Source organism: Gracilimonas sp., assembly GCF_040218225.1.
Classification (GTDB): domain Bacteria; phylum Bacteroidota; class Rhodothermia; order Balneolales; family Balneolaceae; genus Gracilimonas.
Window position 1 is genome coordinate 196,610 of sequence record NZ_JAVJQO010000004.1, and the last position, 19,804, is coordinate 216,413.

20 protein-coding genes are annotated in these 19,804 nt (G+C 44.8%); 14 read left to right on the forward strand and 6 right to left on the reverse strand.

The window, feature by feature from the left end:
* Positions 1–3 precede the first annotated feature (3 nt).
* The 4 genes from RIB15_RS04840 to RIB15_RS04855 form a co-directional block, all read right to left on the reverse strand.
* Positions 4–471: a hypothetical protein gene (locus RIB15_RS04840; protein ID WP_350201021.1), complete on the reverse strand. Its 468-nt coding sequence runs from the start codon at positions 469–471 to the stop codon at positions 4–6.
* Positions 472–588: 117 nt separating this feature from the next.
* Positions 589–1,914, reverse strand: a complete 1,326-nt coding sequence (locus RIB15_RS04845; protein WP_350201022.1) for a murein hydrolase activator EnvC family protein — start codon at positions 1,912–1,914, stop codon at positions 589–591.
* Positions 1,911–2,672, reverse strand: a complete 762-nt coding sequence (gene lolB1, locus RIB15_RS04850) for a lipoprotein insertase outer membrane protein LolB1 (RefSeq protein ID WP_350201023.1) — start codon at positions 2,670–2,672, stop codon at positions 1,911–1,913. Before lolB1 ends, RIB15_RS04845 begins: the two co-directional genes overlap by 4 nt.
* A 1-nt stretch (position 2,673) precedes the next feature.
* The gene (locus tag RIB15_RS04855) at positions 2,674–4,593 is read right to left on the reverse strand and encodes a tetratricopeptide repeat protein (protein ID WP_350201024.1); all 1,920 of its coding nucleotides are present in this window, start codon (positions 4,591–4,593) and stop codon (positions 2,674–2,676) included.
* 177 nt (positions 4,594–4,770) lie between these two features.
* Between RIB15_RS04855 and RIB15_RS04860 the strand changes: the two genes are divergently transcribed.
* The 12 genes from RIB15_RS04860 to RIB15_RS04915 all read left to right on the forward strand — a co-directional run bounded on the left by RIB15_RS04860 (position 4,771) and on the right by RIB15_RS04915 (position 14,924).
* A complete protein-coding gene (locus RIB15_RS04860; protein WP_350201025.1) occupies positions 4,771–5,415 on the forward strand; it encodes a GNAT family N-acetyltransferase in 645 nt (214 codons plus the stop codon).
* 184 nt (positions 5,416–5,599) lie between these two features.
* The gene (locus RIB15_RS04865) at positions 5,600–6,796 is read left to right on the forward strand and encodes an argininosuccinate synthase (RefSeq protein ID WP_350201026.1); all 1,197 of its coding nucleotides are present in this window, start codon (positions 5,600–5,602) and stop codon (positions 6,794–6,796) included.
* A complete protein-coding gene (argC, locus tag RIB15_RS04870; protein WP_350201027.1) occupies positions 6,789–7,751 on the forward strand; it encodes an N-acetyl-gamma-glutamyl-phosphate reductase in 963 nt (320 codons plus the stop codon). The genes RIB15_RS04865 and argC overlap by 8 nt, the downstream gene beginning before the upstream one ends.
* Positions 7,752–7,753: 2 nt before the next feature.
* Positions 7,754–8,563: a pyrroline-5-carboxylate reductase gene (proC, locus tag RIB15_RS04875; protein ID WP_350201028.1), complete on the forward strand. Its 810-nt coding sequence runs from the start codon at positions 7,754–7,756 to the stop codon at positions 8,561–8,563.
* Positions 8,560–9,687 carry an aspartate aminotransferase family protein gene (locus RIB15_RS04880; RefSeq protein ID WP_350201029.1) on the forward strand — a complete coding sequence of 376 codons (1,128 nt, stop codon included), beginning with the start codon at positions 8,560–8,562 and terminating at the stop codon, positions 9,685–9,687. Before proC ends, RIB15_RS04880 begins: the two co-directional genes overlap by 4 nt.
* A complete protein-coding gene (locus RIB15_RS04885) occupies positions 9,645–9,890 on the forward strand; it encodes a hypothetical protein (RefSeq protein WP_350201030.1) in 246 nt (81 codons plus the stop codon). Before RIB15_RS04880 ends, RIB15_RS04885 begins: the two co-directional genes overlap by 43 nt.
* Positions 9,887–10,837 carry an N-acetylornithine carbamoyltransferase gene (locus tag RIB15_RS04890; RefSeq protein ID WP_350201031.1) on the forward strand — a complete coding sequence of 317 codons (951 nt, stop codon included), beginning with the start codon at positions 9,887–9,889 and terminating at the stop codon, positions 10,835–10,837. Before RIB15_RS04885 ends, RIB15_RS04890 begins: the two co-directional genes overlap by 4 nt.
* The gene (argB, locus tag RIB15_RS04895; protein ID WP_350201032.1) at positions 10,834–11,595 is read left to right on the forward strand and encodes an acetylglutamate kinase; all 762 of its coding nucleotides are present in this window, start codon (positions 10,834–10,836) and stop codon (positions 11,593–11,595) included. Before RIB15_RS04890 ends, argB begins: the two co-directional genes overlap by 4 nt.
* Before the next feature lie 28 nt (positions 11,596–11,623).
* The gene (locus tag RIB15_RS04900; protein ID WP_350201033.1) at positions 11,624–11,752 is read left to right on the forward strand and encodes a hypothetical protein; all 129 of its coding nucleotides are present in this window, start codon (positions 11,624–11,626) and stop codon (positions 11,750–11,752) included.
* A 2-nt stretch (positions 11,753–11,754) separates the two neighbouring features.
* Complete coding sequence (locus RIB15_RS04905; RefSeq protein WP_350201034.1) at positions 11,755–12,828, forward strand: M20 family metallo-hydrolase; 1,074 nt, start codon at positions 11,755–11,757, stop codon at positions 12,826–12,828.
* 107 nt (positions 12,829–12,935) lie between these two features.
* Positions 12,936–14,231 carry an argininosuccinate lyase gene (gene argH / locus RIB15_RS04910; RefSeq protein WP_350201035.1) on the forward strand — a complete coding sequence of 432 codons (1,296 nt, stop codon included), beginning with the start codon at positions 12,936–12,938 and terminating at the stop codon, positions 14,229–14,231.
* Positions 14,232–14,372: 141 nt separating this feature from the next.
* The gene (locus RIB15_RS04915) at positions 14,373–14,924 is read left to right on the forward strand and encodes a 2'-5' RNA ligase family protein (protein ID WP_350201036.1); all 552 of its coding nucleotides are present in this window, start codon (positions 14,373–14,375) and stop codon (positions 14,922–14,924) included.
* Here RIB15_RS04915 and RIB15_RS04920 read toward each other — a convergent pair.
* Positions 14,907–16,466, reverse strand: a complete 1,560-nt coding sequence (locus RIB15_RS04920) for an NAD(P)/FAD-dependent oxidoreductase (protein WP_350201037.1) — start codon at positions 16,464–16,466, stop codon at positions 14,907–14,909. The two genes, RIB15_RS04915 and RIB15_RS04920, sit on opposite strands and share 18 nt — an antisense overlap.
* A gap of 134 nt (positions 16,467–16,600) precedes the next feature.
* Here RIB15_RS04920 and RIB15_RS04925 point away from each other — a divergent pair, with 134 nt between their 5' ends.
* Complete coding sequence (locus RIB15_RS04925) at positions 16,601–17,557, forward strand: NADP-dependent oxidoreductase (protein ID WP_350201038.1); 957 nt, start codon at positions 16,601–16,603, stop codon at positions 17,555–17,557.
* Between the two features lie 114 nt (positions 17,558–17,671).
* Positions 17,672–19,408, forward strand: a complete 1,737-nt coding sequence (gene ggt, locus RIB15_RS04930; protein ID WP_350201039.1) for a gamma-glutamyltransferase — start codon at positions 17,672–17,674, stop codon at positions 19,406–19,408.
* 8 nt (positions 19,409–19,416) lie between these two features.
* On the opposite strand, the gene RIB15_RS04935 is transcribed toward ggt, so the two are convergent.
* Positions 19,417–19,746: a cupin domain-containing protein gene (locus tag RIB15_RS04935; RefSeq protein ID WP_350201040.1), complete on the reverse strand. Its 330-nt coding sequence runs from the start codon at positions 19,744–19,746 to the stop codon at positions 19,417–19,419.
* Between the last annotated feature and the right edge of the window lie 58 nt (positions 19,747–19,804).

Below are 19,804 nucleotides of genomic sequence, written 5' to 3' on the forward strand. Positions count from 1 at the left end.
GATTTAATTTTTATTGAGATTATTTTGGGAGTCCTTAAGATCGTCAGGCGTTTTTCTGTCCTGATTTAAATATTCCCGAAGGTTTTCCTGGAATTTAATTTGTGCCTTTAACCCGGTTCTGTGACCAAAAAAAGCACCTGACCCACAGGCAACAATCACAGTGAACATAAAAGTAAGCTCCGATTCTCCCAACCCGGCATCATAAATCTGAACCCACACTAAAGGCGGAGCTGCCACAAGTAGAGCAAAAATATACGGAACAGGATTTGGCCCCTGAAGTCGTCTCATAAACCGCCGGCCAGACAAGAAAACGAGGTTCATATAAACCAGACCAAAACCCAGAAGAACAAGCAACCCTGCATAAGAAGGGGTATTGATCATACCTAAAAACTCAGACGAGATAAGGGTGAAAGCGGCCGAAATCATTAAAATGCCGGAAGCGTAAAAAATGAACCGAGGTAAATTATCCAAAACGGGTTTATTGATTGATTGGGGATTTTAAAGACAAGCTGAAATTCCTAAAAACACACCCCAAATTCCAATACGAACATATCTTTTAACGCTTGGGCCTGAACTTTTCCAGAATGTTTATTTTGAGGTAAGCCAATTTTCAGGATTCAGGTTCTCATTACCCTGACGTACCAGGAAAAAGATCACTTCACCCAATTCAGACTGACTGGTTCCTGATAAACCCAGCTGCTGACCACGTGCAAGAATACTTCCCACTTCCACATCAACCCGACTTAAATTACCATAAGCAGTGTAGTAGGAGCCATGCTTCACAAATACAACATCCCCATAACCCGGTAAAGGCTGAATACGAAATACGTAGCCATCCGAAACCGATTTAACCGGAGAGGCTGCATCAGCAACAATATCGATACCAGGATGCTCGGTTACTGTACCATAGAGAGGATTACGGACGCGCCCGAATTTTTTCGCTACTGTTTTGCTGTTAACCGGCCATGGTAAGCTGCCCTTGGCCTGTGCAAAAGCATTTTCATAAGTCAGCAGTACTTCATCGCTCACAAAATTTTCGCGAACAATGGGGCGGGAGTATTTCTCAACCTCATCAGCACGGCGGGCAGCATCGGCAATATTTCGTGCTTCTTCCAATCGTCTCAAACGCTCATTTTCAGCTTCCCGCAGGTCTTCCTCTTCGGCAATCAGGTTCGTGAAAGTACTTTCCAGATTCTCTTTTTCCTGGCGGGTTTTACGAAGTTCCTCCAGCCATGTGCTGCGCTCCTGCTTAATCTTTTCTACCGTTTCCTGCTGCTGCTGTCGCTGATCTCCCAATTCTTCTTTCTCTTCGCGGATTTCACCAAGCACCACCTGGTTTTTCTTGTAACTATCCTGTAAATCGTCTTTTACCTGATCCAGCTCTTGTTTGTTCTTTTTGATGAGCCTGGCCTGCTTCGTCTTTTGTTCTTCAAACCGTTGCAAATAATTTGAACGAACCAGCATTTGGTTGATCGACCTGGAAGTTAACAGCAGCTCCAGGTTTCCTGCCCGGCCATTTTTATAGGCGTATAAAATAATCTGCTTATAATTATCGATCAGCTGTTCCAGCTCTTGTTCCCTGAGTTCAATTTCTTTTTCGGTGAGCTGAATTTCTGCTTCAATCTGGCTTTGCTCTTCCTGCAGGCTTTTGATTTTATCATCCTGAAGAGCGATAAGGTTATTCAATGACTGAAATTGTTCAAATGACTTATCGAAACGTTCTTCAGCCTGACTTACCCGCTGCTGGTAATTCTTAATCCGGGCTTCCAACACATTGATTTCTGCACGGGTATTTTCCTGTCGCTTCAGCAGTTCTTCTCTTTTCTCCTGATATGTTTGAGCAAATGACTCCGCCCCCATCAGCAAGGTTAAAATCAAAACTCCAATAAAACGGATGCAGCTTTTCGCTTTCATATCCTTTGAATTACAATATCTTTTGGAATGTCTATTTCCAGATTAAGTTTTCCAGGGTTTACCTCGAGGCTTCTTACTAAAAACACAACCCGTGAATCGCCATCTGCGCTAAAGATCGTGATTTTTCTTGGTAATGTGAATCCATTAAGTTCACCATAACTTTCATAGACAATGCGTGAATATGGTGCCATACCTTCATAGGTTTGATCAACCTGCTGAACCCATCCTTCTTCTTTATTCACAAAAACCTGAGCTCCGTTTTTTAACCGCAACTGATAGGAATTATTGCTTTCCCAAACTGACTGAATATCTTTTGCCTCAACCTTAAAGTTAAGCAGGTCCAGAATATTAATGGAAGCCAGCTCATTCAGGCTGGTCATGCGGCCATCATAAATCGAAATTTTTTGAGCAACCTTGTCCAGCTTGTTGTAAATCAGGATAGAGTCTTCGTCTACAAGCATTTGCCCGCCTTCAATACCAATACGGTTTTGAAATGTCAGCAAGCTTAGCGCGCGATTTGCTTCAAAATCAATAGTAACCCGGTCGCTGTTACCCGGCTCACTTACCAAAGCCCGGCCCTTCCCTTTAATGGCATTAAGCTCCGATTCATAATTCGGAATCTCAGAAACAATGTCTTCTTCAGGGATATTGATTCGACTAAAGTCACCTTCGGTAACCGTTCTTGTTGAGGTACAAGAAGTGATTACAAAACCAATGACCAAAAATTTTAAAAGTGAAAACGGGGATTGAAATGTCACGCTAATTTATCTTTTCCTGCAAATGTGTTCGGGTTGAATCGTTATCTAAAGCTTGCTGCCACCATTTTCGGGCTTCTTCCATATTGCCAAGTTGTTCTTCCACATCGCCCATGTGCTCCAGAACTTCAGCACTTGCTGCACCGGTTTTAATGGAAGCATCGATAAAACGGCGGGCTCTGTCATAATCACCAAGCTTGAAATAAACCCAGCCTACCGTATCCAGGTAAGCTGCATTTTCAGGTGCTACTTCAATGGCTTTTAGTGCTAATTCTTTAGCTCGTTCCAGGTTTTCTTCGCGCACCGATAAATTGTAAGCATAATTGTTCATCGCATTATCGTTTTCGGGATCGTAACGAAGAGCCAGTTCATAGGCTTCATCAGAAGCTTCGTGTTTCTCCAGATTCGCCCTTACATCACCCAGGGTACTATAAACTATTGACTTAAATGGGCGACGTGCGGGAGCCCGCGCAGCATTTTCAAGCCATTCTTCTGCTTTATTGTTCTGGTCGTTAAGCATATAGGCACTCCCCACAAAGAACTGTACAAAGGCATCATCAGGAACGACCTCATCTGCTTTTTGGCCTACTTCAATGGCTTCCTCATATTTTTGCTGCCCCATTAATAACTGAAGCCGCTGCCTCCACGCTATATCATCTTGAGGAAGTAATTCATTGGCCCGCTCCAGCTTCTCTAATGCTTTTTCGGGTTGAGCCGTTTGCGCATAAAACTCACCAGCCAATGTAAATGCGGGTCCATATTCTGACTCACTTTCGGTTAAGGTATCCAGCACTCGTTCTGTCTCTATTCTCAACTGTATATTTTGTGAATCTTGCTGAACCCGGGAGTATAGAAAACGGGCGATATTCATTTTATCAACTGCTTCAATCAGCGGGTCACCAATAAAATTGGTAAGTAGTGTGCCGGCACTGTCCCACTTTTGTTCATCGAGGTAAATACCGGCAAGGTTAATTAATGATTGAGGATCGCGCGCATTCCGATCAAGTGCATCTGCCAATACTTTTTTTGCGGAATCAATCTCTCCATTTCTAGCATAATATTCTCCCAGCATATTCAGCATTTCCAGATTATCAGGATCGATCTTACGTACTTTTTCGAGTTGAGCTATGGCAGAATCCGGAACAACCAACGATTCGTAATTCCTGAACTTCATCAACAAAACCTGAATATCAGGTCCGGTTAATTTTAGAATCTGATCCAGCATTTCATTTGATTTCAGGAATTCCCCATAGTCATTGTATGTATCAGCCAGCATGTATAATGCGTCAAAATCATTGGGGTGGTAATCCAGCAGAAGTTTGAGTTCATCCAGCGTGGCTTGATTCCGGCCCGCTGCCCTGTAAATCTGTGCCAGTTTTAACCGATACCATTTATTAGCTGGCTCAGCTTCCGCTGCTTGCTTTCCATAGAGTGCAGCGTTAGGCAGATCATCCAGCTGAAGGTAGGTATCGGCTAAGGCATAATTCACCCCTGATGCGTTTTCCAAATTCCTGGAAGCTTCAAGCAATAAGTCTCTGGCTGTTTCGAATTCCTCATTCTCAAATGCTTCCAATCCCTGTATATAGGCTGCCTTTCCAGTCAGTTCGGCATCAGACTGAATTTGAGCAAGCAAAGGACTGGCTCCAAGCAAAAGTATTATTAAAAAAGTGGTTTGAAAATATTTCATTGCAATCATCTCAACGCTAAGTATAACAGGAAAGTGTGATTTATGCTCATTTGCTTCATCAATAAAAAAAGCCGGATGGATTATCCGGCTTTTAAACATATGCAGCCCTGAAGCTGCCTCTCTTTTGATAAATAGAAAAGTGATTATTAGAAATGGTGGTTCGGAGTGTTTTCGTTCCCAATTGTTAAAATCTAGTGCAGGGGCTTGTTTTAAAGCTTCAGCTTTGTTTACTTTCAAGCCATGCAAATTTTATGTGCACATAGGATCAACTTTACTCCACTCCGGCGAATTCCGCGACGGCGGTAGTCATATTTATATAACTGCTTTATAGCAGTTCTCATCTTTACAACCGCACGATCCTAACTCATAACTTCTACCAGAACAGAAGTTTATTCACTCTACTCACTTACGCACATGTCTGTTTACATTTATATCGCTTCAGAGCATCACACTTCTTATGCAGATGAAATCTGTATTATGATTGAAGAGGCCGCACACAAACGCGGCACTGGTATTGCAAAGCGTGATCCTGAATACATCAAAAAGAAAATCAGAAATGGAAATTCTGTTATAGCCCTCGATAACAAAACACTGGTCGGTTTTTGTTACATCGAGATTTGGGAAAACAAGAAGTATGTGGCCAACTCGGGCCTGATTGTAAACCCGGATTACCGTGGACAGGGAATAGCAAAGAAAATTAAATCCAAAGCTTTTGAACTTTCCCGAAAGAAATACCCGGAGTCAAAATTATTTGGGATAACCACCAGCCTCCCGGTGATGAAAATTAACTCCGACCTGGGATATCGCCCGGTCACTTTTTCAGAACTTACCCAGGACGACACATTCTGGAATGGTTGTCAAAGCTGTCCTAACTATGACATCCTTACCCGAAATGAACGAAAGAATTGCCTTTGCACGGGAATGATGTTTGATCCTAAAAACCCAAACACGAAGCCTAAAGCCGAGCGGGAGAAAAATATCGCCAAGTATTATCGGTGGGTGCGGCTGAAGTCGGCCAAATTCCTGAAGTTTATTAACCCCATAAACCTGTTTTTTTGAAATTAACTCTAAACATAATTGTCATTGCGAAGGATTCAGCGGCCGAAGAAAGCAAATCCTGTGGCAATCTCCATGAAAAACCTGGAATATCGAATTATGGAGATCGCTTCGTCGGCTTACAGTAGAATTTATTTAACCATTTTCACTCTTCGCGACGACGCATTAATTCAACTTTTAATTGACCATGAATAAAAAGAAAAAAGTCTTACTCGCCTTTAGTGGCGGACTCGACACCAGCTATTGTGCTATCTGGCTGGCTAAAGATCAGGGCTATGAAGTGTGTACCGCAGCTGTAAATACCGGTGGCTTTGATAAATCCGAAGAAAATGCACTGGCTGAAAAAGCCAAAAATCTAGGCGTCGAAAACCACATAATGCTAAATGTAGAAGAAGAATTCTACCAAAAAGGCATCAAATACCTCATCTTCGGCAACGTCTTAAAAAATCACACTTATCCACTTTCGGTAAGTGCTGAACGGGTATTTCAGGCGGTGGCTATTGCTGAGTACGCCAAAGAAATCGGGGCGGATGCCATCGCTCATGGAAGCACCGGCGCAGGAAATGATCAGGTTCGTTTTGACCTGGTGTTTCAGGTGATAGCTCCGGATATCGAAATCATCACTCCTATCAGAGATCAAAAACTGAGTCGTGAGGAAGAAGTGGAGTACCTAAAATCTCATGGTGTTGAACAGGAATGGGCGAAAGCCAAATATTCCATCAACAAAGGGCTTTGGGGAACTTCGGTGGGCGGAGCTGAAACGCTGACATCTCACAAGGCTTTGCCTGACGAAGCATGGCCAACAGAGGTCATTAATGGTGATTCGTTATTGGTTGAACTGGAATTCAAGAATGGAGAACCCATTGGAATTAATGGCGAGCAAATGGACTCCGTTTCAACGATTAAACGATTAAACGAACTCGCCGCTCCATATGGAATTGGAAGAGATATTCATGTAGGTGATACCATCATTGGCATTAAAGGCCGTGTTGGTTTTGAAGCAGCCGCACCGATGATCATCATTAAATCGCACCAGCTACTGGAGAAGCATACCCTTGGCAAATGGCAGCTCTACTGGAAAGATCAGTTGTCCGAATGGTACGGAATGCTGATGCACGAAGGTCAGTACCTCGATCCGGTAATGCGCAATATTGAAACCTTTCTGGAAGACACTCAAAAAACAGTGTCTGGCAAAGTATTTATAAAACTAGAATCCAAACGATTTGAGCTGGAAGGTATTGAATCAGAAAATGACCTTATGGGTAGTAAAGCAGGTCAATATGGAGAAATGAACAACGCCTGGAGTGGCGAAGACGTAAAAGGATTCACAAAAATTTTAGCTAACTCCATGCTTATCCAACAAAAAATACAGAACCATGATTAAAGCAGGCATTATAGGCGGAGCCGGGTATACGGCCGGTGAACTGATTCGCATTTTACTTCATCACCCTGAAGTGGAAATTGAAAGCGTGGTGAGCCGAAGTCATGGCGGGGAGTTTTTATATGCAGCCCATCCTGACCTGGAAGGAGAAACAAGCCTCAAATTTGATACTGAATTGTCAAAGGATGTGGATGTGGTTTTTCTGTGTTCTGGACATGGCAAATCAAAAGCAGTTGTTGAGGGAAATGGAATACCTGCATCAGCGAAAATTATTGATTTAAGCTCAGACTACCGTATCAAAGGTGAGCATAATTTTGTGTACGGATTGCCCGAATTAAACCGTAATAAAATTAAAGAAGCAAATCACATTGCTAATCCCGGATGTTTTGCGACTTGTATTCAGCTGATCCTGCTTCCGCTGGCAGCTAAAAACCTACTGAACAAACCGGTTCATGTAACCGCCATCACCGGAAGTACAGGCGCCGGACAAAATCCAACCGACACTACGCATTTCAGCTGGAGAAGTAATAACGCCTCCATCTACAAACCGTTGAAGCATCAGCATCTGGGAGAAATCAAACAGAGTTTGGAGCAGCTTCAGAATGAATTTAATCAACCGGTTCACTTTATTCCCATGCGGGGGGCTTTTACCCGCGGAATCCTGGCCGCCTGTTATGTTGAGCTGGACCCATCAGCACATGAGATAGAAAGACTTTACAAAGAATATTACAGCGAGCATCCTTTTGTAACAGTGACAGATTCTTCTCCTGATATAAAAAGGGTTTTAGGCACCAATAAAGCCCAGATTCACATTCAAAAAGAAGACGGACAAATATTAATCACGGGTGTGATTGACAACCTGACAAAAGGTGCTTCTGGCCAGGCTGTACAAAATATGAATTTAATGTTCGGACTGGATGAAACCGCCGGACTCAATCTAAAATCAACTGCATTTTAACCATGGCTAAAAAACACGACATCGCGATCATAGGAGCTGGAAACCTGGGAATAGCTATTGCCAAGGGGATTGCCGGAGCAAAACTGGCCAAGCCAAAGAATATGTACCTGACCCGGCGCCATCTGGAAAAACTGGATCATCTGAAATCACAGAAATTCAGGTTGACTTCAGATAACAAGGAGGCTGTTCAGCATGCTGAATATATCTTCCTTTGCGTTCAACCCAAGCAATTGCCGGCTGTCCTGGAAGAAATAAACACTGTGCTGGATTCTGAAAAACATGTGCTTATCTCCACCATCACCGGTGTAGAAATCAGTACCATTGAACAGCATCTGGAAGCGGAAATGCCCATCATCCGGGCCATGCCAAACACTGCCACAGCCATACAGGAATCAATGACCTGTATGTGTGGCAAGAATGTATCCAATGGACAACTCCAGGAAGTGAAGACTTTATTCGAGGCATTGGGTGAAGCGCTTATCATCGACGAAAACCTGATGAAAGCAGCTACGGTTTTAGCGGCCAGCGGCATTGCTTTTTTCCTTCGATACATTCGTGCTGCAACTCAGGGTGGAATTCAGCTTGGTTTTCACGCTGAAGAAGCCCAGAAAATTGCCATGCAAACCGCCCGCGGAGCTGCTTCACTATTAGTGGAAGGCCACAATCACCCAGAAACTGAAATCGACAAAGTGACCACTCCACAAGGCTGTACCATTGCCGGGCTGAACGAGATGGAACACCAGGGACTGAGTTCGGCCGTCATTAAAGGGTTGCTCGCCTCCTACGAAAAAATCAACACCATTACGCAATGAACCTATTTCAAGTATATCCGCTTTTTGATGTTGAGCCCGTGAAGGCCAAAGGTAATTTTGTGTATGATGCTACCGGACAAAAATACCTCGATTTCTATGGCGGGCATGCCGTCATTTCAATCGGACATGCACATCCGCACTATGTAGATCGGGTAAATGCCCAGCTCAATGATATTGGCTTTTATTCCAATTCCGTACCTATTGGCATTCAGCAAGAACTCGCCAAAAAGCTGGGCAAGCTTTCTGGTTACGACGACTGGAATTTATTCTTATGTAATTCCGGAGCTGAAGCCAATGAAAATGCCCTGAAAGTTGCCTCCGCTCATAATGGACGAAAGAAGATTTTGGCCTTCAAAGGGGCTTTCCATGGGAGAACTTCGCTTGCCGTTGCAGTTACGGATAATCCCAATATCGTATTTCCGGTGAACGAAGGTGCGGAAGTTCTTCGCTTTGAATTGAATGATTTTGAAGGCGTTGAAAAAGCCCTAAAACAAGAAGATATAAGCTCGGTGATCATTGAAGGGATTCAGGGAGTAGGCGGGATTGAAACACCTTCACCGGAATTCTTCCAACACTTGCGAACGCTCTGCGATGAGACCGCTACCGTTTTAATTTTAGATGAAGTACAATCCGGATTTGGGCGAACCGGCAAGTTCTTTGCACATCAGTTATTCGGGATTGAGCCGGATATCATTTCGATGGCCAAAGGCATGGGTAACGGATTTCCGGTTGGCGGCGTGCTGATCCACCCCAGGTTTGAAGCATCATTCGGGATGCTGGGAACCACCTTTGGAGGCAATCACCTGGCCTGCGCAGCTTCTCTTGCAGTGCTTGAAGTTCTGGAGCAGGACAACCTGATGCAGAAGGCGGTACAACTCGGCTCCTATCTGAAAGAGAAATTAGAGAAACTTCCAAAAGTGCAGGAAGTCCGTGGTTTTGGGTTGATGATTGGCGCAGAGTTTAACCAGCCGGTAGCCGAATGGCGAAAAAAATTACTCTACGAGCATCATATTTTTACGGGTTCCTCTTCCAATAAAAATGTATTGCGCTTGCTCCCTCCGCTTAGCATCGGGAAAGAAGAATGCGACGAATTAATTACGGCCCTGAAGGAGGTTCTGAAATGACAGATTTGAACGCCAAGTCATTGCTAGGAGCCCTTGCCTTTGGAGAAAGGAATGATCATTCAAACGACGAAGCAATCTCCCTGAGTAAAACAACTGAAGGAAATCGTGAAGATCGCCACGTCGGAAGGCTCCATGACCATAATCATACAGTAAAACTCCTCGCGATGACCGGACTTTTAACTTTTAATAATACCGATCAATGAAATCATTCCTGTCCATTAATGATGTAGAAAACCTCCCGGAGCTTGTAAAAGACGCGCTGGAAATCAAGAAGAACCCGCATGTGTATAAAGACCTTGGACTGGATAAGTCTATGTGCCTGATCTTCCTGAACCCCAGCCTGCGAACACGACTCAGTTCTCAGAAAGCGGCTTTCAACCTTGACTTGAACACGGCAGTTCTGGATGTTGGCAGTCAGGGTTGGCAGCTTGAATTTGCAGATGGCGTAAAAATGGATTCAGATAAAGCTGAACACATCAAGGAAGCCGCAGCTGTGATCGGCTCTTATTTTGATATTGTAGCCATACGTGCTTTTGCCAAACTGGAAAACCGGGAGGAAGATTACAGTGAACAGGTGATGGAATCGTTTAAAAAATACTGCCCGGCCCCGGTTATCAATATGGAGTCTGGAACCGGACACCCATTACAGGCACTGGCTGATCTTATCACCATTGAAGAACATAAGACTGTAGAAAAACCGAAGGTTGTATTAACCTGGGCTCCTCACCCCAGGGCACTTCCACAGGCGGTGGCTAACTCATTTTCGAAATGGATGCAGGCCGCAGGTTTCGACCTGACTATCACTCATCCTCAAGGTTATGAGTTAGTGGGTGAAGCGGTTGGAAATGCTAGCGTCGAATACAATCAGAAAAAAGCTTTTGAGGGTGCAGACTTTGTGTATGCCAAAAACTGGAGCAGTTATTCACAGTATGGAAAAATCCTTTCTCAGAATCCGGATTGGATGGTGACCGCTAACAAAATGAAACTTACCAACAACGCAAAGTTCATGCACTGCCTTCCGCTTCGCCGAAATGTGATTGCTGAGGATGACGTAGTTGACAGTGAAAATAGTCTGATCATTCCCCAAGCTGCCAACCGAATTTATTCGATGCAGGTAGTTCTGCAGCACATTCTAAAGGAGTTAAAATGAAACCCGTGAAAGTCATTAAAATTGGGGGAAAGGTCATTGATGACGAGCAAAAACTGGATACTTTTCTGCACGCTTTTGTGTCTGTCAAAGAGCCGAAGGTGCTGGTTCATGGTGGAGGGTCTATTGCCTCCAGGATGGGCGTGCGGCTCGGCATCAAACCAAATATGATTGATGGCCGCCGCATTACCGATGCAGAAACGCTGGAAGTCATCACCATGGTGTATGGCGGACTGGTGAATAAAAAAATTGTAGCAAAACTGCAGGCCTTGGATACTAACGCCATTGGACTTTCCGGTGCTGACCTGAACATCATCCCCGCAAAAAAACGGAATCCCGAACCCATAAATTTTGGCTGGGTGGGCGATATAGAATCAGTGAACACCAAATGGCTGACACAATTTTTGAACGAGAACGCAATTCCGGTTCTGGCTCCACTCACGCACGATGGCAACGGTAATATGCTTAATACCAATGCCGACACGATTGCCTCTTCGGTGGCATCTGCTCTCAGTAGCGATTTTAAAACGGAACTTATGCTTTGTTTTGAACAAGACGGCGTAATGAATAAAGGGCAGGTTGTGACCGAAATGAACCTGCTGCTATACCGATATTTAAAAGACAGCGGCGCAATAACAGATGGTATGATTCCCAAACTGGATTTAGGTTTCTCAGCGCTTAAAAGTGGAGTCAAAAACGTAAGCATCCGAAGTTTTGGAGCCGTAGCAGAAACCAGCTCCGGGACTAAATTAACAAGATGATGGAATGCGGATGACACAGGTTAAGCAGATGATCAAAGAAAAATATAAAACCAGTCATTACGGACTCGATCCGGGATCTCCAGAATCAAACTTAGATGCTATTCAGGGAGATTCCGGTTCTACACTACGTTTGACCGGAATGACAAATGAAACTTGAATATGAAAGACATCAACCAACTTAGCGAACAAGCCATAGAGCTGCTGAAAAAGCTGATTTCCACCCAATCGTACAGTGGCGAAGAAGACCAAACTGCGGATTTAATTTCTGGAGTGATGAAAGAATTTGGATTTGAGCCACTGCGTAAGGGGAACAATATTTGGGGCTGGTCAGGAGCGGTCGATCCCAACAAACCAACCCTCATGCTGAACTCTCATCACGACACAGTAAGGGCTTCTTCCAAGTGGAGGAAAGACCCGTTTTCCCCAACGCTGGAAGATGAAAAGCTTTTTGGTTTGGGAAGTAATGATGCGGGCGGACCACTCGTAAGCCTGCTCGCCACATTTGTCTATCTCGCTCAAAAAAAGCAGCCGTACAATCTGGTTTTCCTGGCTTCTGCGGAAGAGGAAACTTCAGGAAAAAAAGGTGTTCCCATTGTCCTTCCTGAACTCACCAAAATTGATTTTGCTGTTGTGGGCGAACCCACTTCTATGGATCTTGCCATCGCCGAACGCGGACTCATTGTGCTGGATTGCGTAAGTCATGGCGAAAGCGGACATGCCGCACGGGCTGAAGGGATAAATGCTCTTTACAAAGCAATGAAAGATATCGAGTGGTTCCGCGCATTTGAGTTCGATCAGGTATCGGAGGTGTTGGGATCCATAAACATGACGGTCACTCAAATCGAGGCAGGAAGTCAGCACAACGTGGTGCCGGATGAATGCCGGTTTGTGGTAGATGTCCGTCCCAATGAATGTTACACCAATCAGGAAGTGGTCGATATTATCCGCAAATATGTGGACTGTGATGTGAATCCGCGATCACTGAATTTAAATGCATCGGGTATCGATTTGAATCATTCTATCGTGAAAAAAGCGAACGAGTTGAACATCAGAACCTATGGATCCAAGACGATGTCGGATCAGGTTCACATGCCGTTCAACAGCGTAAAAATAGGACCTGGCGATACCCGTCGTTCTCACACGGCCGATGAGTTTATTCATCTGGATGAAATTCGCGACGGCATTAAAACTTATATTGAGCTTTTGGATGGATTGGAATTGGAACGCGGATAACATCGATTTTGCGGGTAGTCGCTAATTTACTTTGTATCTGTGATGATCTGCAGAATCCACGTCATCCGTGTTTTAGAGCTTTCGTGGCAAATTAAAAATCAACAATTATGAGTAACAAGAAACTTTGGGAAAAGGGCATTGAAACTGATGCTTTCATCGAGAAATTCACGGTGGGTAAAGACAGGGAACTTGACCTTGAACTTGCTAAGTATGACGTGCAGGGCACCATCGCTCATATTACCATGCTCGAATCGGTTGGACTGCTGGAGAAAGGAGAGCTTGAAATCCTGACCAAAGAGCTGAACAGAATTCTTGAGGAGGTTATTGAACCCGGCGATTTTGAAATTGAAGAGGGCGTGGAAGATGTACATTCCCAAATTGAACTGATGCTTACAAAAGAGCTTGGCGATATAGGCAAGAAAGTACATTCCGGTCGTTCCCGAAACGATCAGGTGCTGGTGGATATTCGCCTTTATCTCCGTGATCAAATCAAAGAAATTGCCGGGCTTTCAAAAAAATTATTCAACACGCTGATTGATCAAAGTGAAGCTACCAAAGAAGTGCTTCTTCCGGGATATACCCATACCCAGGCCGCCATGCCCTCCAGTTTTGGGATGTGGTTCGGGGCTTATGCTGAAAGCCTGGTGGATGATTTGGTACTACTGGAATCTGCTTATCATATCATCAATCGAAATCCGCTGGGATCGGCAGCAGGCTATGGTTCTTCCTTCCCGCTAAACCGAAAAATGACAGCAGAGCTTCTGGGTTTTGAAGGACTGAATGTGAATTCAGTCTATGCCCAAATGGGAAGGGGTAAAACCGAACAAACTTTGTCTTTTGCCATGGCCGGACTTGCCGGAACCCTCAACAAACTGGCTGCTGATGTGTGTCTCTACAACAGCCAGAACTTTCAGTTTTTGAAGCTGCCGGATGAACTCACCACTGGCTCCAGCATCATGCCCCACAAAAAGAATCCGGATGTATTTGAGCTGATCCGCGCTAAAACCAATGCACTGAAAACACTACCCAACCAAATTATGATGGCTACCACGAATCTGACTTCCGGCTACCACCGCGATTTCCAGATTTTGAAAGAGCAGCTGTTTCCCGCCATCGAAGAATTAAAAAGCTGTTTATTCATTACCGAATACGCGGCCGGACAAATGAAGGTAAATGATAAAATTTTAGACGATCCAAAATACAAACTCATCTTCTCTGTGGAAGCCGTCAATGAGTTAGTAAAAGATGGCGTGCCTTTCCGGGATGCATATCAACAAGTAGCTCAACAAATTGAAGACGGTATTTTTGAACCTCCGACTGAATTGAATCATACTCATGAAGGCAGTATCGGAAATTTGGGCAATGAGCAGATAAAAGAACGGATGAATAAAATTGAGATTTGAGGGTAAGGTTTAAAAATATTTACTCCCACACCCTGCTGTCATTCTGAACTTGTTTCAGGATCTGAAAAAGCTTGGTAAGCCTTAAAAAGATGCTGAAATAAATTCAGCATGACGACTTTCTTTACTTATCATTAACTCAATATGGCGAACTACCTCTACTTCATAGCACTTATTCCACCAAGTCCGCTAAAGGATGAAGTACAGAAACTAAAGCTGGAAGTGAAAGAGAAGTTTAACAGCTCACATTCGCTGAATGCCCCGCCGCATATAACACTTCTGAGTCCCTTCCGGCTGGAGGATGAAAACGAAGACAAACTGGATTCCCTGCTCGATGTTTTTTCTCAAGCTTTTAAACCTTTTGAAATCCAGTTTAACGACTTCTCTACCTTTCCGCCCCGCGTGATTTTTATCGATGTGGAGAAAAGCCCAAAACTGATGAAAGTGCAAGAAAAACTGGAAGAGCTGGCGCGTAAAAACTCAGAGCTGTTTAATTATAACTATGATAAGCGCCCCTATCACCCTCACCTCACTCTGGCCTTCAAAGACCTCACCAAATCCAACTTTCATAAAGCCTGGAAGGAATTTCAGGACCGAACTTTTGATGCATCCTTTACCGCAAAGGATTTATACCTCTTAAAACACACCGGCGAAAACTGGAAAGTGGTTCGCAGTTTTTCATTCCGTGCTTCTTAGCTTGATCTGCTTGGCACATCTCATCCCATCCATAGCTGCGGAAACAATGCCTCCCGCATAACCTGCCCCTTCTCCACAGGGATATAATCCGGCGATCTGCACATGCTCCAGTGTTTCCCGGTCCCGGGGAATTTTAACCGGGCTGGATGTTCGGGTTTCCGGGGCATGCACAACCGCATCATTGGTTAAATAGCCACGCATGCTTTTTTCGAATTGAAGAAATCCTTCTTTCAGCGTTTTGTGAATAAATGAAGGCAAAATAGAACCCAGTTCAACGGAGGTAATTCCGGGAGCATAAGACGTATTGGGCAGATCTTTGGAGACATCGCTTTTGATGAAATCCCGTAATCGCTGCGCCGGGGCTGTTTGAGTTTCACCACCTGCTTTCCACGCTTTTTGTTCAATAGCTCGCTGAAATTCCATGGCTGCCAGGGGACCGTATTTCTCAAAAGACTTGAAATCTTCCGGCTTCAATTCAACTACTACTCCCGAGTTTGCCGTTGAACGAGCCCGCCGTGATGAAGACCATCCATTTGTAACGATCTCTCTGGGTGAAGTGGCGCAGGGAGCAATCACACCTCCGGGACACATACAAAACGAATACACCCCTCGATCATCCACTTGTTTCACAATACTATAAGCGGCAGGTGGAAGATAGTCTCCCCGGGTTTCACAATTATACTGAATGGAATCGACCAGCGACTGCGGATGCTCCACTCGAACACCAATAGCCAGCGGCTTCAGCTGAATCTCAATCCCTTTACGATGCAGCAACTCAAAAATATCCCTTGCAGAGTGACCCGTTGCCAGAATCACCTTTTTTGCGTAAAACTTTTCACCATCCCTGGCTTCCACTCCCCTTATAGAAGAGGAATCCGTAATAAGATCGGTTACACGGGTATTAAAATGAATCTCACCTCCATGCTGAAGAATACACTCCCTCATGTTAGCGATGATTTTGGGAAGTTTATTAGTCCCGATGTGGGGATGAGCTTCCACCAGGATATTCTTTACTGCTCCAAAACCAACCAACAACTCCAGCACCTTTTGAACATCACCCCGCTTCTTTGAACGGGTATAAAGCTTTCCGTCTGAATAAGTACCGGCTCCTCCTTCCCCAAAACAATAGTTAGAATCTTCATTTACGACATGCTGTACATTGATTCCCTTCAGATCCTGGATACGGTCTTTGGCATTTTTACCACGCTCTAAAATGACCGGCTTCAATCCTTGTTCCATCAATTCAAGAGCTGCAAACAATCCGGCTGGCCCCGCCCCGATGATAATTACCTCTTCCGCATTACTGACATTCGGATAATCGGGCAACGTGATTTCTTCGGACTCAAATTCCTCATTAATATAGAGCCGGACTTTCAGATTATAGTACGCCTGCCGGGCACGGGCATCAATGGATCGGCGCAAGACTTCCACATAACGAAGATCTTCGGATGCCAGGCCTTCTTTGTCAATGATATATTCTTCAAGTAAATGAGGCTCACCTGCCACTTCGGGCAGAACGCGGATCTGTAGTTCTTTTTGCATGGCTCAAAAATATGGAATTGGCTAAGAACTTACCCCATGCAATCACACTGATTCATTCCACTTTTTTGGAATGCACTTTTTCACACCTTTGTTTTGCAGGAAGAAATAAAAAGACATTCATCAAAACAAAAGATATGAGTAACCAAATGAACGCTGCCTTTATTGAGCAGTATGGAGATTCCAGTACCATAAAAACAGGAAAACTAGAAAAACCAGAAGCCGGAGAAGGCGAAGTCCTGGTTAAAATTCAGGCAGCCGGAGTTAACCCCGTGGATGGAGCCATTGTTGGCGGAATGCTTAAAGATGCCATTCCCGGAGAATTCCCTCTTATCCCCGGTTGGGATGTAGCAGGAGTGGTTGAAGAAGTTGGTCACTCAGTGAGCCGATTTAGCCCCGGTGATGAAGTATACGCGTATGCACGCCGGCCTAAAATCCAGCATGGTACTTTTGCCGAATATATCAGCTTGCCGGAATCTTATCTCGCAGAACGACCGACAAATGTGTCTGCAGAAGAAGCAGGCGGAATCCCTTTAGTTGGATTAACAGCTTATCAGTCTATTTTTGATTTTGGAGAGCTTAAAAAAGGTCAAACCCTGCTCATTTTAGGTTCTTCCGGTGGAGTTGGGACGCTCGCCATACAGTTAGCGAAATCAGTCGGCGCCAAGGTAATTGGTGTGGCAAGCGAAAAAAATCATGACTACATGAAAGAACTCGGTGCTGACATAACCATCGACTATAACGAAAATCATGTTGGCGAAGCTGTTAAAGAAGCTCAACCTGATGGTGTGGATTTAATTTTCCATTGCTCACGGGGAGATTCCTTTGCGCAAGTAATGGAAGCCGGAGTATTAAAAGAAGGCGGAAAAGTGGTTTCTATCACCAACAGCAAGCCCGATATCAGCGATGATATTGACTTCAAATATGTATTCGTGGAACCGAATGCGGAACAACTCGAACACATTGCTGTACTGGCTGACAGTGGCAAGATTTCTGTACCCGTCACTGAGACCTTTTCCTTGGAAGAAGCCGGCGAAGCACTCGAAAAAATACAGTCTTTACATACCCGCGGTAAACTGATTATTACTCCTTAAAAGAGGAAACAAAAAAAGTAAGCCCCGAATCGCATCAACGGTTTGGGGCTTTTTTATTGTAAAAGGCGATTTCCGATTGTATAATCCTCTTTATTTAAAATAATCAGGTTATATATGAAATCCGTTTTACGCTCTTCGATTCTTTTACTATTCATTCTATCTGCTCTTCCTGTTAAACACGCTGTCGCACAAATTGATCGCGAAGCTGGTAACATGATATCAACCCGCTCCGAGGTTATTGCACAGCGCGGGATGGTAGCTACCAGTCAGCCCCTGGCAACGCAGGTGGGACTCCAGGTTTTAAAAAACGGAGGAAATGCCATTGATGCGGCTATTGCAGCCAATGCGGCCATGGGTTTAATGGAACCCACCGGAAATGGAATCGGGGGCGACCTCTTTGCCATTATCTGGCATGAGGAAAGCGGAAAATTGTATGCCCTGAATGCCAGCGGCCGTTCACCCCGCGGCCTTTCCTACGACCGCCTGATGGAAATACTGGAAGAGAAAGGCGAAGATGGCATCCCTCCCTACGATCTTCTTTCGGTTTCAGTGCCCGGAGCTGTGGATGGATGGTTCACCATGCATGAGCGTTTTGGCTCAACGCCGATGGAAGATATTCTTGAAGAACCCATATGGTATGCGGAAAATGGGTTTCCTGTGAGTGAAGCCATTTCCGCAAGCTGGCGCCGAAGTGCTCCTTATTTAAGCCGGCAGCCCGGGGCCTTTAAAGAGACTTTTACCTTTGATGGGCGTGGTCCGAATAAAGGAGAAATCTTTAAAAATCCTGATTTAGGGAACACCTTCCGACTTCTGGCCAGCGAGGGTCGGGATGCTTTTTACCGGGGTGAAATTGCTGAAAAGATCGACAGCTGGATGAAAGAAAACGGAGGCTACCTTCGCTACGAAGATTTTGACAAGCATGAATCAGAATGGGTGGAACCCCAAACCGTCAACTATCGGGGCTACGATGTATATCAGGTAGGCGGAAATGTACAAGGGACGGCGGTACTTCAGATGCTCAATATTCTGGAAGGCTTTGATCTTTCAAAGACCGGGTTTGCCACAGCCGAAACTTATCACCTCTTTATTGAAGCAAAAAAGCTGGCTTTTGAAGATCGGGCGAAGCATTACGCAGATCCTTCTTTTTATGATGTCCCTTATGAAAAATTATTATCCAAAGAATATGCGGCCGAGCGCCGAAAACTGATTGGTGATGAAGCCCGCGAAGACCTCACTACCGGCGTGGATGTTCTCGAAGACGGCGATACCATTTATCTCACCACAGCCGACAAGCACGGCAACATGGTCTCCCTGATTCAAAGTAATTTCCGGGGAATGGGAACAGGATTTGTCGTTCCCGGAACCGGATTCAGCTTCCAGAACAGAGGCGAGTTATTTTCACTCGATCCAAATCACCCCAATGTTTACGAACCCGGGAAACGTCCTTTTCATACCATCATCCCGGGCTTTGTTATGAAAGATGGCGAGCCGTTTATGACCATCGGGAATATGGGCGGAGCCTATCAGCCGATGGGGCATGTCAGCCTGATCACCAATGTGATTGACTTCGGCATGAATATGCAACAGGCGGGAGACGCCCTGCGCTGGGAACACTCCGGATCATCTCAACCCACAGATGGAATGGACGAAACGCTGACGGATGTAGGAATGGTAAGTATCGAATCCTCCATTGATTACCAGGTGGTTCGCGACCTGGAAGCTATGGGGCATGATGTTCAAATTGGGCACAGCTTCTTCGGAAGATTCCAGGCCATCATGCGCGACCTTGAAACGGGTGTTTATTATGGCGCTTCCGAATCACGGGTAGACGGACAGGCGGCTGGGTATTAAGAACGAAATTACGTTTCAATTAGATGTGCCGGAGGCGAGGTAGCTTCCACAGCGGAAAAGGTTTCGATAATCTTATAGGTGTGTTCAACATCCTTGGGAACGAGATATGAATTCCCTTCGGTGAGTTCTACAATCTGATCCTCCAAATGCAGTTCGGCCTTTCCTTTCAGCACATAGCCCACGGTTTCATACGGACTGCTGTGCGTTTCTTTGTTGATACCCGGCTCTTCATTCCTCCAAACTCTGAGCCCTACATCTTCGCCGGAAGCCATAATCTCTTTGGCTTCATCCGTTTCCTGTACTTTCTCTTCTGCAATCTCCTCGGTTGCTGTACTCATAAATTTTTTCTCTGTTGATGTATTCGAATTCGCTAAAAGCTACAACAGATGAGCTGGT